Consider the following 15,261-nt stretch of genomic DNA (forward strand, 5'->3'; position numbering starts at 1 on the left):
TTATTATATTTGTCACGGTTTACATATATAATAATGTATAGTGATAAAGATTAAAGAAGGATTTAAAGGAGAGCGTTTTGTCTCTTTGCCGGACGAATTGCTGAACGCCTATAGCCACGAGCCGCTTATCGGGAATCTGTATGTCCGTAAAATCGGTTTCTTCCCCAGGGTAAAGTACCATTACGTACAAAAAGACCAGGGATGCAGCTATGCCATGCTTATCTACTGTATAGAAGGAGAGGGGTGGTATACGATTAACGGCAAGACTTATCCGGTGAAACAGAACCAATACATTATTATACCGCCCAATGTCTCTTATTCCTTCGGTGCTTCCGAACACGATCCCTGGACTATCTACTGGGTTCATTTCATGGGAAAGCTAAGTAAGGAGTTTCTCCCGTCTACCCCGATACCGGGAACGATCCTGCCGGGAGAATATTCGCGCCTGCAAGACAGGATACAATTATTCGAGGAGATTTACAGTTGTTTCTCGATGGGATATATTAAGGAGTATATGGTTTACTCGTCGATGTGCCTGTATATGTTCCTTACCTCTTTTTTATATCTGGAGCAGTATCGTTACATTAATTTGCCTAATCACAAAGAGTATTCTTTTGCTTCGCGCGTGATCCATTATATGAACGAACATGTGGAGCGTAACCTGACTTTGGATCAGTTGGCGGCTTATTTTAAATATTCTCCTTCCCACTTTTCCATGCTTTTCCAGAAAGAGACCGGTGTGTCGCCGATAAGCTATTTTATCCGTCTGAAGATACAGAAGGCCTGTCAGTATATTGTATTGACAAACCTGAAGCTGAATGAGATATCTACCAAGCTTGGTTTTGAAGAGCCCGCTTATTTCTCGCGTACCTTTACAAAGGTAATGGGAGTATCTCCTTCCGATTACCGTAAGAAAGAGTCGGAGCATGGCCGGACCCAGCAAGGATGATTTACTATGTCCTTAAAACCGCATTATTTGTACGTTTTAAACCAAGAATCGGATAAGAAAGCATGGTTAAAGGGAAAAAAATATAACAAAAAAATAGTGCAACCAAAAAAGATATGTATCTTTGCCATACGATTTAGGTGCGAAGTATGCACAGTTAGAATGATAAAGATAAATCGTTAGAGCTTTATATTTTATTACAGTATAGATTATTTGAACTTTATATTTTATTACTAATTAAATTATTTGATTATGAACAAAAAGTTTTCTACTCTTCTTGTCGGCGCTCTGCTGACAACAAGTCTTGGAGCTTTCGCGCAAGGTACTACCGCAGTGCATACCAACAAAAATGAGATTGGTCACGGTATTACTCTTCGTCCAACTGCAACTGCAAGTGCCGCAGTAGGATCTGACATCACTCGTTTTGATGCAGACAAATTGTATCAGTTGACAGATGCAGACGGAAAAGTGCTTATCCAGACTCGTAATTACACAACAGGTGAATTAAACATGAAGTTGGTTGAAGTAGCTGACGCTCCTATCAATGCTTCTTTGTGGTCAGTTAAAGTAAACGATGATAACGCTAGCGGTATCAGTTTTACATTGATCAATAAAGAAACAAATCTGGAGTTGGTTTACTCGCATGTAAATGCTACTTTATTTGATGTGGCTACTAAAACTTCTGATCAGGATCTGCCTACTTCTATTCTAGAAGGCTGTTTAACAGATTGGACTTGGTATACAACCGATAATCAGGGAAATACTCCTTTTGCTTACAAACCTGTTTATTCTTATTTTGCAAATCGTGACTCTGTTGTTGTTTTACAGAAAAATGATAACAACGAAATCATCGCAGCTAAGTATTCTCACGATATAGCTCAAACTCATGTTCAAGCTATTACTGATGCTGTGCAGTTGAAACCGGTTTTGGCTGGTGGTATCATCCTTACTGCTGATGACTTGAACAGAATGGTTGACATTCAGTATGATGGTACATTCGGTATCGTTTCTGCTGTTACTCCGAACACGGCAAGTCCACTGCTGACTGAGAAGTTCACAGCTGTGGAACTTAATGCTACAGACTTCCCGGTAGTTTCAACTGCTACTGCAACAGAAGCTGTTAGAGATCAGTTAGGTCTTAGTGATACACCTGGTGCAGATGCTTTGGTTGCAGAAGAATTCGTATATTTGAAGAATGCAAAGGGTGAAGTTCTGTCTGTAGGTACAGAATTTTATTCAAGTCTAAGTAAGGAATTACCTTTGGTTCTGCTGGAAGATGCTCCTACAAGAGTTGCTATTCCTGATGGAACAAACCTGACTGCAGGAACTTGGGAAGCTCGTAGCTTGTTCAGATTTACTTACTATCCTTCAAATGATAGTTTGTTCATTGAGCCTATGAATGCTTTGCCGAAGAATCCGGCTAGCAGCTTGTGGCAGAATCCTGATTTCGCATTCAACTCTGTTTACAATGACTTGACAAAACTTCATACAAGTGCAGCGGCTACACCTGGTGCAGGTCTTCATACAGCCGAAAATGGTCAGGTTGCAGTTCGTATCGCTTATCTGACAGAAGGTAAGGCTGTTATCACAGCAAAGAATACTGAAACAGACGGTGGTATTGAACTTCCTGGTTCTCTTCAGACTAAGTTTACTTTCAAAGATAGAAAATTTGACTATCTGACTCGTGCTAAAGTTGATCAAGGTCTATATTTCATCAAAGACGTAGCTACAGGTAAGAATGTAGTTGATAACTTCATCGGTCGTCTGATGTTGGATGCTGCTACTACTGCTCAGGATTACAATGATATGCCGGCTACTATGTGGGTTGTTAAAACTACAGGTTGCGGTGATGTTCCTACAGTTGCTGTTTACAACCGTGAATATGCAGACGAAGTATTTGAAGGTCAGCTTTACACAGATGCAACCGGTACTTACTTCATCAATAAGAATTATGATAGCTTCAGACAGAAAGAGCTTCTGAACGAAGATACTTATACATTCACTGCTGTAGAAGATAATGAAGCTAAAACAAGTGTTCGTCATGGTTACAAATATCTGAACTCTGATGATCTGCTTTATACTAAGTATTATCTGAACTATAACCTGTTCGCAAATCAGGAACTTTATCTGAATGTAACAGAGGATAAGAGCTTTGCTCCGACTCCAGGTCAGGCTACAACTTATGAATTGATCGAAGCGAAAGATGTTCCGGTTGAAGACGAAGAAGCTATTGACGTTCCGTTCGGTTACGGTGCAGAAATCGGTTTGCCTCAGTTGGCTAGAACTGCTTATGTACTGAAAGTAAGCGACAAAAACTTGATCGACAACGATAAGGTATATGTATATCTGGTAAGCCCGCAGGGTAAGACTCCTTACTACAAGGCTATGACTAAGGCTCAGGCTGAAGATAATGCAGCTGATAATCCTAAACTGGGTGTATTCTATCTGAAAGCTGACCAGGTGAAGGGTGACGAAATCTGCTATGTATTAGTTGATATCAACAGTGGTGCAGTTCTTGAAACTTCTAATGGTTGGATGCAGGCACATTGCGAAGACGGCGTTGGCGAAATGAGCTATCTGCCTCTGAACAACGTAGCTACTGAAAGAGCTTCTGCATTTGCAGTTATCAAAGACGACCGTCCATTGTATATGGATCTGGGTGAAATCGGTAAGAACATCAATATCTTCCGTGCAAGAGGTACAGGTTCTGAATTCCTGTTCGAAGACTCTAACAACCAGAGCAATGCTCCGCAGGTAGTGAAAGACTTCGGTTACCTGGGTATGACAGCTGAAAAGATCCAGCCGGTAGGTAAAGAAAGCACAAAAGCTCTGTATGCAGATTATGTATTAAGTTCTTCTGATCGTATGCCTCAGTATCTGTTCGTTGTACGTCCGGATTCTGTAAAAGACGGCAAATGGTGTAACACTCACGGTTACAACCCGAACTGCGAGCACGAAGTTGATTACAATGGTTACCTGGCTGGTAGCTTCCTGATCAACCTGACTGACTCGGTTAAGAGCAGCACTAACATGTTGAACAATCCTGACGTTTACAAATGGCAGTCTTACACTCGCCTTGGTTTTGTAGAAGGTGTTCACCAGGTAGATGCAGACGGCGAATTCTTGTATATCCTGAAAGACGGTAAGAAATTGGCAGACCTGAGAACTAAAGACGGCGTTCTTGATCCTCGCGACCTGTACAATGAAGCTATCTTCGAAAAGAAACCGGTAGATGGTTTACATAAGAACTATGCATTCTCTCTGCGTTACACAGACGATGATCATAAAGACTTCTTACTGGAATCTAACCTGGACGGTGTATCTCACGTTGCTTCCTTCAAGGGTGCATGGGTGAAAATCCACAACGGTGTTCCTGTATTGGCTGAATATACTGTAGATAACGGTAATCATGCAGATGACGACCAGAAGATGCAGGAATTGATCAACCAGGCTCAGATCTTCAATCTGGAAGATACTGAAGACTTCGCAACATCTAACGAAGGTGTTTCTACATCAACAGTTAGCGTAATTGCAGGTGAAGGTAAGATCACTATCCAGAATGCAGCTGGTAAGACAGTAACTGTAAGCAACATCCTTGGTCAGACAGTAACAGTTCAGACTCTGAACTCAGACAACGTAACATTCTCTGCTCCTGCAGGTATCGTAGTTGTTGCTGTTGACGGTGAAAGCGCAGTTAAAGCTATCGTTAAGTAAATAAGACACTCCTGGTAAACCGTAAGGTTGACAGGTAACATACTACAAAGCCCCGCTGGTTATCCGGCGGGGCTTTTTGCGTCTTATAGAAAAATCAGAACATAGTACAACTCAATCGGAATAATATGACTTGCCGGAATCGTGAAAGATTACTTCTTTTGTCAATTAAAACAATCTTTGCAGTTATGGGAAAAAGAATACTCTCGCTTGGTTGTCTGTGTTGCTTGATAATTACTTCATGTACAGTACCGGAAAAGGGACAACAGGTATGGAATATTGGTGTGGCTGACAGTTCGGCTGTCGAGCTGGCTCTGGGACCTGATCGATATAAAGAATTTCTGGCGAATGACTTTGGCTTTGAAGACCGATATTATCTGGTAGGGAGAAGTGATGCCAAAGAATCGTTCCCTTATGTTTTGCCGGGGCCTGCCGACCAATGGGGAGGAACCTGGTCTACTGCCGGTTTGCGGACGCATGAGTCTAATATTCTCTTTGGTCTGGATAAACTTCCGGCAAAGGGAGAATGGAATTTGGTAATCGACCTCGCTGATAACTCTCCGCATCTTCCCCCTTTATTAAAAATAACAATCAACAATTGTCAGGAAGAAAAAATACAACTAGCTGCCGGAGGAAGCGATACTTCTATTACAGGAGATATGAGTCAGGGGAAACCTGTCCGTCTGATTGTTCCTGTAAAGAGAGAGTCTTTGCGAAAAGGAGGGAACTGCATTACGCTTTCCGTACTTGAAGGATCGTGGCTTTTATTTGATCATATAGCATTGGAAGGGCCGGGAAATGTCCGGACAACAGTTCCGGAAAAGGCATTTGTCCGTTCCGTAGAAGCCGCAAATTATGAAATAGAAACAGATGGAAATAAGATACAACCTCTGCTTGTCGATGTAGAACATCTGGAAGGGCAACCGCTTTTATCTGTCAGACTGGATGGAAAGGAAATCCTGTCTACCCGGCTGGATACGGCACGCTATTGCCTTGAAGCTCCGATGCCGTCTGTTACCCGAGAGGTGACAAGTTCTTATGAGGTTCGTGCAGATGGTAAAGTCCTTCAGAAAGGAGAGATACAACGCCGGCAACAACCACTTCAAACATTCGCACAATATGTTGATACAAGAATCGGTACGGCTCATTCCCGCTGGATGATTGCTCCCGGCCCCTGGATGCCTTTCGGTATGGTTAAACTAAGTCCGGATAACCAGAATGCCGGATGGCAGGCCGGTTATCAGCCCACTTTTGAAAGTGTAGGTTGTTTTAGCCATATCCATGAATGGACAATGGGGGGTTTAGGAATGATGCCGACAAATGGTTCTTTGAATACCGTCGTTGGAGATGAATCAGATCCGGACTCGGGCTATCGCTCCCGGATCGATAAGTTGAGTGAAGAAGCCCCTCTGGGATATTACAAAGTCGATCTTACTGATTATGGCATCCGTGCAGAACTGACAGCGACTACCCATTGTGGTTTCCAGCGATATACTTTTCCTTCGGATAAAGACAGTGCCCGCGTTCTGGTAGATTTACATATACCTGCCGAATACGATTATCAATTAAAAGATATTGAAATTAAAAAAGTCAGTGATACCCGTATCGAGGGATTTAGTCATCAATTGTCTAAGAATGTATGGAGTTCGGATGCAGACCAGGAATATACCATACATTTTGTAATAGAATTTGATCAACCGATCTTGTCGATGGGCGGATGGGTGAATGAAAAGCGGCAGATAACCGATTGTTTGACTGCCCGTGATATAAAAGATGCCGGAGCCTGGTTGCAGTTTGATGCCCGGAAGTCGCCTGTAGTACAGGCTCGTTCCGGCATTTCTCTGGTTAGTGTTGCCAATGCAGCGGATAACCTGGAAAAAGAAATCAGCACTCCTTTTGGCTGGCAGTTTGATCAGGTACGTGCTAACCAACAGAATGTGTGGAATGATTTATTCAACCGGCTACAGATAACGACTGATAACCGATTGGAAAAAGTCCGTTTCTATACGAATATGTACAGAGCTTTGTGCAGCCGCAATATATGGAGTGATGTAAATGGAGAATGGGTGTCTGCCGATGAAAAAGTGCGTCGTTTTACTGATCCGGATGATGTAGCATTGGGTTGCGATGCTTTCTGGAATACGTTTTGGAATCTGAATCAGTTCTGGAATCTGGTCACTCCGGAGTGGAGCAATCGCTGGGTGAAGTCACAACTGGGAATGTATGATGCAAACGGTTGGCTGGCAAAAGGCCCGGCAGGTATGGAATATATTCCAGTGATGGTAGCGGAACATGAAATTCCCCTGATCGTTAGTGCCTGGCAAATGGGTATTCGTGGTTTCGACGGAGAAAAGGCCTTTGAAGCTGTAAAGAAGATGCAGACAACTCCAAGTCAAAAGGTTTGTGGTGGTTATGCCGGAAATCGAGACTTGATCCCTTATCTGAAACATAAATATGTTCCGACCGATCAGGGACGTTTCTCCAACACGCTCGAATATGCTTATGATGATTGGACGGTCTCCCAATTAGCAAAATCACTGAATAAGGAAGAGGATTATAAATACTTTACAGAACGGGGGACATGGTGGAGAAATGCAATTAATCCGGAGACCGGATACGCCCAGATGCGCAGTAGCGATGGCAGTTGGTCTAAAGATTTTGACCCGTTCCATTCGGGAGCCAACCATCATTATGTGGAAGGAAACGCCTGGCAGCTTACTTATTTTGTTCCGCAAGATGTTCCGGCATTGGCAGAAGTCATCGGAAAAGATCGTTTTGTTGAACGTTTGCAATGGGGATTTGAAGCGAGTGAACCCTGGAGATATAATGCCCCGAACGATCAGTACTGGGATTATCCGGTGGTTCAGGGTAATCAACAATCCATGCACTTTGCATTTTTATTTAACTGGGTTGGCAAACCCTGGTTGACTCAGCGGTGGAGCCGTTCTATCATAGAACGTTATTATGGTACAGGTATGGCTAATGCCTATCTGGGCGATGAAGATCAGGGACAGATGAGTGGTTGGTTGATAATGGCCTCCCTGGGTCTCTTTCAAACAGACGGAGGTTGCAGCACCGAGCCTGTTTATGAAATAGCAAGCCCCTTGTATGAAAAAGTTGTAATCGATTTGGGAGAACGCTTCGGTAGAGGTAAAACATTTACGATTGAAGCCCGTAATGCTTCCCGTAGTAATAAATATGTACAAAGCGCTCTCCTGAATGGTAAACCTTTGCAGTCTTTTAGTTTTCCGGCTTCAGAATTACTGAAAGGAGGCTCGCTTGTTTTTGAAATGTCATCGGAGCCCAATTACTCATGGGGGATAAAATAAATAATATTGAAAAATAAAGAGTGAATATTTTGTAGAATAAAAAAAAACACTACCTTTGCACCGCAATCACGAGAGATTGCTTACCTGAAAATAATGAATTGCCCAGGTGGCGGAATTGGTAGACGCGCACGTTTCAGGTGCGTGTGTCGCGAGGCGTGCAGGTTCGAGTCCTGTTCTGGGCACTTCTGAAAAGCGGACAACTGTAAAGTTGCCCGCTTTTTTTATATCCGTTTTTTTTATATATTTACGCCAAAATAGAGAGGATGCAGCAGTATACAGAAGATGAATTAGTAGAACAGCTACGGGATCCGGCCAGGCAAAGGGATGCTTTTGCCCGGGTGGTGAATCTTTATGGGGAAAAGTTGTACTGGCAGATACGGAAGATGGTGTTGAGTCATGATGACGCCAACGATCTTTTGCAGAATACATTTCTGAAGGCCTGGACGAATATAGACTATTTCCGGGGCGAGGCAAAGTTATCTACCTGGCTATATAAAATTGCAATCAATGAATGTATTACTTTTCTGAACCGTCAGCGGAATATGAATAATGTGTCGATCGACGATACGGATGTCTTTTTGCTGGAACGGCTGAAAGGAGACGAATACTTTGATGGTGATGAAGCACAGCTGAAGTTGCAGAATGCAATTCTTACTTTGCCGGAGAAACAACGTTTAGTGTTTACCATGAAATACTTTGACGAGATGAAGTATGAAGATATGTCGGATATTCTGGGTACTTCGGTTGGTGCCCTGAAAGCCTCTTATCACCATGCTGTAAAAAAAGTCGAGGAGTTTTTAACAAAAGACATTTAAACCTTTTGGACGGAAGCTCGTCAAAGGTGTATTAAAACGCAGGAGTATGGAAAAAGAACAAAACAATCTGGATCGTTTTAAAGGAAAAAATCCTTTTACCGTGCCCGACGGGTACATGGAGGATTTGACGGCTAATATAATGAGCCAGCTGCCTGAGAAACCGCAAGTAGAGGCGAAAAAGATCTCTATGATGGATCGTATGCGTCCGTGGTTGTATATGGCTGCTGTATTTGCCGGGCTGGGGCTGTTCTTTAAAGCAATTGTAGGCATCGACGGTGAGCAAAGTAAAACAGATACATTATTAGTGCAGTCTAACGATGCATCTGCAACAATATCTGCTATACAGGAAGCTGAAAATGAGGAATACCTGGAGTATCTGGAAGCACAGTACACGGATTATCTTTTAGCAGAAGAATTGGGTAATTATGAATAATTTGACGAAAAAAAGAAGTTATTAGCATATTTTTGTAATAATACTTGTATGAATAAAATATTTTTTATTACATTTGTGGCGATTTCAGTATTGTTCTCTTCGAAAGTGTTGGCGCAGGGAGATAAAGAACATCGACATTTTGACAAAGAAGCCTATCAGGCAAAGAGAAGTGCTTTTATTACAGCTGAAGTAGGTCTTACACCGGAAGAAGCAGCAGCTTTTATTCCGTTATGTAACGAATTGCAACAGAAGATGTTTGAAGTCGGTCGTGAATGCCGTAAACTGACGAAAGAAATGAGGCATAAGAAGTCTCCGACAGAGTCCGATTATTCAAAGGTTAACGATGAATGTCTCGGAGTAAAGTTGAAAGAGGCTGCTCTGGAAAAAGAATATTACGAGAAATTCAAAAAGATATTATCGCCTGAGAAACTTTATAAATACCGGCGGGCAGAATATAAGTTTGCACGGAGTTTTATGAAAGGGCCGGACGATAAGAAAGATGAAAACAAGAAAAAATAAAATATTATCATTATTTGTGTTTTTTGTTTAGATTTAGTTTTGGCGTTTAAGTTAAGGGAGGGGTGGCGACGTGATGTCGGTTCCCCTTTTGTTTTTTATAACCCTTTCGATTTGGCTTCGTTCCATATCTTATCCATTTCTTCCAACGGCATATCTTTCAATGAACGTCCCTGTTTGATAGTATGATCTTCCAGGTAATTGAAACGTCGGATAAATTTCTGGTTCGTGCGTTCCAGTGCATTGTCGGGATTGATCTTATACAGGCGGGCGGCATTGATCAGACTGAAGAATAAGTCGCCGAATTCGCCTTCCATCTTGTCGGCATCCATCTTGTCGATTTCCTCTTTCAGCTCGGTAAATTCCTCGTGTACTTTATCCCATACCTGATCGCGCTGTTCCCAGTCGAAGCCTACGTTGCGTGCTTTGTCCTGGATGCGGTGTGCTTTGACAACAGACGGGAGAGAGGCGGGGACACCTTCCAGGACGGTTTTGTTGCCACCTTTTTCTTTTAGTTTTATTTGTTCCCAGCTTTGTTCCACCTTCTGGGGCGTATCGGCAGATGCATCGCCGAAAACGTGCGGATGGCGGAAGATAAGTTTCTGGCAGAGACTGTCGCATACATCCTTGATGTCGAATGCTTCTTTCTCTTCGCCTATTTTAGCATAGAAGACGATATGCAGGAGCAGGTCGCCCAACTCTTTTTTGATGTTATTGTTATCGTTCTTCATAATGGCGTCGCACAATTCGTAAGTTTCTTCGATCGTGTTGGTACGTAGGCTCTCATTTGTTTGTTTTCTGTCCCAGGGACATTTTACCCGGAGTTCATCCAGGATGTCGAGCAGTTGCCCGAAGGCTTCCATTTTTTCTTGTTTCGTTGACATATTATAAAGGCGGATAGACCACGCCAGGGTTTATAGTTTTAAAAAAGGGGTAGGCAAAACCTACCCCTCTATGGTGTTTTATTTACTTTGCTCTTTAAATGTCTTCAATCCGTTTTCAAGGAATTGTACATATTTCGATACATCTTCGTTGAAAGCATAGGATGGGCCGAGCGGTTGGCCTTCGTCGTTCAGCAGGATATAGAACGGTTGGGCGTTAGCACCGAATTTGCTTCGTTGCAGGTAGCTCCATTTGTCACCGATCGTTTTCAGCTTACGCACTTTGCCATGTTCTTCGATCTCGATCGGATGCGGCAGTTTAGTTTTATCGTCGACCATCAGGGTGATCAGGACGTAATCTTTTTCCAGTAACTGTTTTACTTTCGGATCTGTCCATACAGAGGCTTCCATCTTACGGCAGTTGACACAGCCGAAACCGGAGAAGTCGATCATCACCGGCTTATTTACCCGTTTGGCATAAGCCATACCGCTTTCGTAATCATCGAAAGCTGCATGTACTTCATCGTCATACAAGCTGAAATCCTGTGTGTACAAAGGAGGAGCGAAGGCACTGATCGATTTCAGCGGTGCACCCCAAAGCCCCGGAACCATATAAACGGCAAAACCGAATGAAATGATTGCCATGAACAGGCGCGGTACAGATACATATTTCACATCGCTGTCGTGGCTGAACTTGATCTTGCCTAAGAGGTAGAAGCCCAACAGAACGAATATCACAATCCATAATACGATAAAAACTTCACGATCCAGCAAACGCCAGCCGTAAGCCAAGTCGGCAACAGAAAGGAATTTCAGTGCCAGAGCCAGTTCCAGGAAGCCTAATACAACCTTTACGGAGTTCAGCCAACCGCCTGATTTAGGCATACTTTGCAGCATATTCGGGAAGATGGCGAACAAACTGAACGGAATGGACAATGCTAATGCGAATCCGAACATTCCGATAGCCGGGCCAACTGCGTTACCCATAGATGCAGCTTGAACTAGCAATGTTCCGATGATAGGGCCGGTACAAGAGAAGGATACCAATACCAACGTAAACGACATAAAGAAGATACTCAATATACCGGTTGTCGAGTCTGCTTTGCTATCCAGCTTAGTAGTCCATGAGGCAGGTAATACCATTTCAAATGCTCCGAAGAACGAAATAGCAAATACTACCAGTAGCAGGAAGAATATGATATTGAAGATCGCGTTCGTTGATAAGTCGTTCAGCGCACTGGCTCCGAATATGCCGGTGATCAGTAATCCCATAACCAGATAGATAACGATAATGGAAAGACCGTAAGTCAATGCATCGCGGATGGCTTTCTTCCGGTCTTTGGTGCGTTTCAGGAAGAAGCTGACCGTCATCGGGATCATAGGCCATACACAAGGTGTCAGCAGGGCGATCAATCCACCCAGGAACCCGGCGAAGAAGATAAACAACCAGGAGGTATCTGTGGCTGTAACAGTTGTATCACCGAATGCTTTCAGGTTATCGATGACCGGTGTCCAGAGAGCAGCGTCGTCTGTCAGCTCATTGGCTATCTTTGCCGGGCTGGAAATTATATTATCGGTCTTTGCAACCGGATCGGGAGTCGTAAGCGTTTCTGCTTCTTGCGCCACCTGTTCGGTATCCGGTTGGATAGCCGTTACATCCTCTTTGTCGATGGCTGGGGCATCCGACGGTAAGGTCAGTTTTGTATTCTTTGCATCGAAAGTAAAGCTTACACGATCAGGAGGTAAACAAGTTTCGTCGTTGCAGGCCATGAATTCAACTTCACCTTCAATCTTGAATTTCTTCGGATCGGTGATTTTGACTTTTTGAGTGAATGAAACCGTTCCCGGATACCAACGGAGATCCATCGCGAACAGTTCGTCATAAACTACAGTCGGTTTAACGGATGAAACCGGTTGTCCGATCAATTCGGCCCCTTTTAAAGTCTCGAATGTGAATGAAGTAGAAACGGGCCCTCCCTCAGGCAGATTCATATCGTACAAATGCCATCCCTTCTCAGAGGTAGCGGTAAACACGATTTCTTTTTCGGCAGTTTTGGAGTCCTCCAGTTTGATTTTCCACTTGACAGGCTGATGTATCTGCGCCTGTACAGCCAGTGTTACGAACACCAGCAAAAAGATGCTAAAGAGTTTCTTCATACTTTGTCTATATTTCTGTCTTAGTTATTTAGCTAATGAAACGAAAGCATCCGGAATACGTGTTTCAAAACGCATCTCTTCACCTGTTGCCGGATGAATAAAGAAGAGCCGTCGGGCATGAAGCATCAGCCGTCCGGCGGGATCAGTATCTGCGCCGTACTTGTAATCGCCGGCGATGGGATGTCCGATAGATTCCATCTGGACACGTATCTGGTTTTTGCGGCCTGTCTCCAGGTCGAGTTCCAATAATGAATAATGGCCATTGCTATGCAGCACATGGTAGCGGGTGATGGCTTCCTTTCCGTCGCCGTCGACAGCTACATATACCTGCATCTTGGCATTTTCAACCAGGTTGGAGACAATCAGGTCGGAGTCTTTTTCCGGCTTGCCTTCCACAACAGCGACATACGCACGTTGGGTAATGGCTGAATTCCAGTTCGACTGCAATGCTTTCTGCACACGTTGGTTTTTGGCGAACATCATCAGCCCCGATGTGTCACGGTCGAGACGGTGCAGGACAAATATTTTATTTTTAGGATCGCTCTTTTTCACGTAATCGCTAAGCAGATGATAGGCGGTACGTTCTTTTACACGGTCGCTGGAAACGGACATGAGCCCGCTTTTCTTGTTGACCACTATCAGGTCGTCATCTTCCCAAACAATGTGCAATAGCGGATTGGTGAACTCCACTTTCCCCCGTTCGTAACTGATCTCGACTTCGTCTCCCGGCACTAAAGGAGCGTTGAACTGGGAAGTAACCTTCCCGTTTATCAAGATTTGTCCGTGGCCTAATAGCGCTTTAACGGAACTTTTGCTCTGTTGGCTCAGCAATTCGAAAAGGAAAGGAAGAAGAGTATTCTCTTCCTTCACCGATACTTTGCGTCCGCGAGGGGCTTTTTTTAGATTTGTGTCTTTGTAACCTGAGCGTCTTCCCATTTTATTTCGTAAATAATTCACAAAGATACTGGCATTTGCGGAATGTTGCAAGCCGTGTTTGTATATCTTAGTTATTAATCTGTAAGGGATGCCTTATTTTGTGATTTTTTTTATAGTTGGCACGTGTTTGTACGGGCTTCTTTTGCCAATATTTTGATTTAAATCTTACATTTGTAGAAAAATATAAGAACAACTTGCTGTTTTTCAGACGTAACATATCGACCTATTCCGACAGTGATCTGGTGCGATTATATAAGGAAACCGGGGAAAGCGATTACTTCGGTGAATTGTATAACCGCTATATCCCGTTGATCTATGGGCTGTGTCTGAAATACTTGCAGGAAGAGGTTAAGGCACAGGATGCCGTGATGCAATTGTTTGAAGACCTGCTGCCTAAATTGTCACGTTACGAGATACGTGAATTCAAAACCTGGATTTACAGTGTGGCGAAGAACCATTGTTTCCAGTTGCTCCGGAAAGAAAATCCGGAGATAGCAACCGATTTCGACCAACAATTTGTGGAAACGTACGATATTTTGCATCTATTAGACAAGGAAGAGACAAGCGACGATGCCCGTACGGCAGCCCTCAAACATTGCATGGAGAAACTGCCCGAACCGCAGCAACGTTGTATCCTCTCTTTCTTTATGGAAGAAATGTCGTACGCCGATATCATGGAACAGACCGGATATCAGCTGAAGAGCGTAAAAAGTTATATCCAGAATGGCAAACGCAATCTGAAAAGTTGTATTGAAAAGAGAATGGCGCAATGAAAAATCTGATGCAATACATACAAGGTTCACGAAAAGGCAAGGAAGCCCATCGCCTGGAGAAAGAGGCGATGAAAGACCCTTTCCTTTCGGAAGCGCTCGACGGTTACCAGTCCGTCGAGGGCAACCATGTGGAAAGTATTGGAGAGATGCGCCGCCGGATCTCCCGCCGTACCCGTTCCCGTCGCGACAGCATAACGAAATGGAGCATTGCCGCCAGTCTGTTGATTTGTGTAGGTTTCGGCAGCTACTTCTGGCTGAACCGTCAACCGGGGATGCCTGCACAATCACCGTTGGCAGTAGTGACGGAAGAAGAGGCAGCTCCGTTGGAACAGGCACAGGTAGAACCGTTTGCCGCTGCTCCCGCTATGGCTCAGCTGGAAGCCCGGTCTATTGCCGAAGATGACGTAGCTGTGGCCGATCGCCGTCCCCGCCCTGTTGTCGGTGAGGAAGCCTATCAGGAATATCTGAAAAAAGAACTGATCCATCCGCAGGACTCTCTTTGCAAGGACGTTAGCGGAACCGTAATAGTAGAATTTCATATCAACGAACAAGGTCGTCCTGTCGACCTGGCAGTCAAACAAAGTCTTTGCGAGTCGGTCGATAAGGAAGCACTTCGCCTGATAGAGAAAGGGCCGGACTGGGAAGTGGATACGATGAAGGTGTCTGTACCCGTTGTTTTTGCTCCGTAAACTCTCATATACAGATAGATATAGGTAAAAGTATATATTCTCCGCAATATATTGGGGGAGGCTATGAATACCATA

The 15,261-nt window shown here is 43.8% G+C and carries 11 protein-coding genes and 1 tRNA gene; 9 read left to right on the forward strand and 3 right to left on the reverse strand.

From position 1 onward, the window contains the following. Window positions 1-40 precede the first annotated feature (40 nt). The 7 genes from HMPREF1536_RS14450 (at window position 41) to HMPREF1536_RS14480 (ending at window position 9,753) form a co-directional block, all read left to right on the forward strand. Window positions 41-949, forward strand: coding sequence for an AraC family transcriptional regulator (locus tag HMPREF1536_RS14450; RefSeq protein WP_028728478.1), 909 nt, complete (start codon window positions 41-43; stop codon window positions 947-949). A 249-nt stretch (window positions 950-1,198) separates the two neighbouring features. Beyond that, window positions 1,199-4,660 (forward strand): DUF6383 domain-containing protein, encoded by a 3,462-nt coding sequence (locus tag HMPREF1536_RS14455; RefSeq protein ID WP_028728479.1) that lies wholly within the window; start codon window positions 1,199-1,201, stop codon window positions 4,658-4,660. A 185-nt stretch (window positions 4,661-4,845) separates the two neighbouring features. Next, window positions 4,846-7,986, forward strand: coding sequence for a GH92 family glycosyl hydrolase (locus HMPREF1536_RS14460; RefSeq protein ID WP_028728480.1), 3,141 nt, complete (start codon window positions 4,846-4,848; stop codon window positions 7,984-7,986). A 100-nt stretch (window positions 7,987-8,086) separates the two neighbouring features. Next, window positions 8,087-8,168: transfer RNA gene (locus tag HMPREF1536_RS14465), tRNA-Leu, on the forward strand. Between the two features lie 81 nt (window positions 8,169-8,249). Then, entirely contained in the window at window positions 8,250-8,801 is a 552-nt protein-coding gene (locus tag HMPREF1536_RS14470; protein WP_028728481.1) for an RNA polymerase sigma factor, read from the forward strand. 46 nt (window positions 8,802-8,847) lie between these two features. Next, complete coding sequence (locus HMPREF1536_RS14475) at window positions 8,848-9,234, forward strand: hypothetical protein (protein ID WP_028728482.1); 387 nt, start codon at window positions 8,848-8,850, stop codon at window positions 9,232-9,234. A 48-nt stretch (window positions 9,235-9,282) separates the two neighbouring features. After that, on the forward strand, window positions 9,283-9,753 hold the full coding sequence (locus HMPREF1536_RS14480; protein WP_028728483.1) for a hypothetical protein: 471 nt from the start codon (window positions 9,283-9,285) through the stop codon (window positions 9,751-9,753). 95 nt (window positions 9,754-9,848) lie between these two features. Here HMPREF1536_RS14480 and mazG read toward each other — a convergent pair whose 3' ends face one another. The 3 genes from mazG to HMPREF1536_RS14495 form a co-directional block, all read right to left on the reverse strand. Next, window positions 9,849-10,634: a nucleoside triphosphate pyrophosphohydrolase gene (gene mazG / locus HMPREF1536_RS14485; RefSeq protein ID WP_028728484.1), complete on the reverse strand. Its 786-nt coding sequence runs from the start codon at window positions 10,632-10,634 to the stop codon at window positions 9,849-9,851. 78 nt (window positions 10,635-10,712) lie between these two features. Then, window positions 10,713-12,788 (reverse strand): protein-disulfide reductase DsbD family protein, encoded by a 2,076-nt coding sequence (locus HMPREF1536_RS14490; protein WP_028728485.1) that lies wholly within the window; start codon window positions 12,786-12,788, stop codon window positions 10,713-10,715. A gap of 24 nt (window positions 12,789-12,812) precedes the next feature. Continuing rightward, window positions 12,813-13,724 carry an RluA family pseudouridine synthase gene (locus HMPREF1536_RS14495; RefSeq protein WP_028728486.1) on the reverse strand — a complete coding sequence of 304 codons (912 nt, stop codon included), beginning with the start codon at window positions 13,722-13,724 and terminating at the stop codon, window positions 12,813-12,815. Window positions 13,725-13,918: 194 nt separating this feature from the next. Between HMPREF1536_RS14495 and HMPREF1536_RS14500 the strand changes: the two genes are divergently transcribed. Next, the gene (locus HMPREF1536_RS14500) at window positions 13,919-14,497 is read left to right on the forward strand and encodes an RNA polymerase sigma factor (protein WP_028728487.1); all 579 of its coding nucleotides are present in this window, start codon (window positions 13,919-13,921) and stop codon (window positions 14,495-14,497) included. Further along, a complete protein-coding gene (locus HMPREF1536_RS14505) occupies window positions 14,494-15,186 on the forward strand; it encodes a TonB family protein (RefSeq protein ID WP_028728488.1) in 693 nt (230 codons plus the stop codon). The genes HMPREF1536_RS14500 and HMPREF1536_RS14505 overlap by 4 nt, the downstream gene beginning before the upstream one ends. The last annotated feature ends 75 nt before the right edge of the window (window positions 15,187-15,261 follow it).

Origin of the sequence: Parabacteroides gordonii MS-1 = DSM 23371, from assembly GCF_000969825.1 — a bacterium.
GTDB lineage: Bacteria > Bacteroidota > Bacteroidia > Bacteroidales > Tannerellaceae > Parabacteroides > Parabacteroides gordonii.

Excerpts from the sequence above, each read along its gene's own strand:
- HMPREF1536_RS14455 (WP_028728479.1), top strand. The coding sequence starts at position 1,199 with ATGAACAAAAAGTTTTCTACTCTTCTTGTCGGCGCTCTGCTGACAACA.
- HMPREF1536_RS14460 (WP_028728480.1), top strand. The coding sequence starts at position 4,846 with ATGGGAAAAAGAATACTCTCGCTTGGTTGTCTGTGTTGCTTGATAATT.
- HMPREF1536_RS14470 (WP_028728481.1), top strand. The coding sequence starts at position 8,250 with ATGCAGCAGTATACAGAAGATGAATTAGTAGAACAGCTACGGGATCCG.
- HMPREF1536_RS14475 (WP_028728482.1), top strand. The coding sequence starts at position 8,848 with ATGGAAAAAGAACAAAACAATCTGGATCGTTTTAAAGGAAAAAATCCT.
- HMPREF1536_RS14480 (WP_028728483.1), top strand. The coding sequence starts at position 9,283 with ATGAATAAAATATTTTTTATTACATTTGTGGCGATTTCAGTATTGTTC.
- mazG (WP_028728484.1), bottom strand. The coding sequence starts at position 10,634 with ATGTCAACGAAACAAGAAAAAATGGAAGCCTTCGGGCAACTGCTCGAC.
- HMPREF1536_RS14490 (WP_028728485.1), bottom strand. The coding sequence starts at position 12,788 with ATGAAGAAACTCTTTAGCATCTTTTTGCTGGTGTTCGTAACACTGGCT.
- HMPREF1536_RS14495 (WP_028728486.1), bottom strand. The coding sequence starts at position 13,724 with ATGGGAAGACGCTCAGGTTACAAAGACACAAATCTAAAAAAAGCCCCT.
- HMPREF1536_RS14505 (WP_028728488.1), top strand. The coding sequence starts at position 14,494 with ATGAAAAATCTGATGCAATACATACAAGGTTCACGAAAAGGCAAGGAA.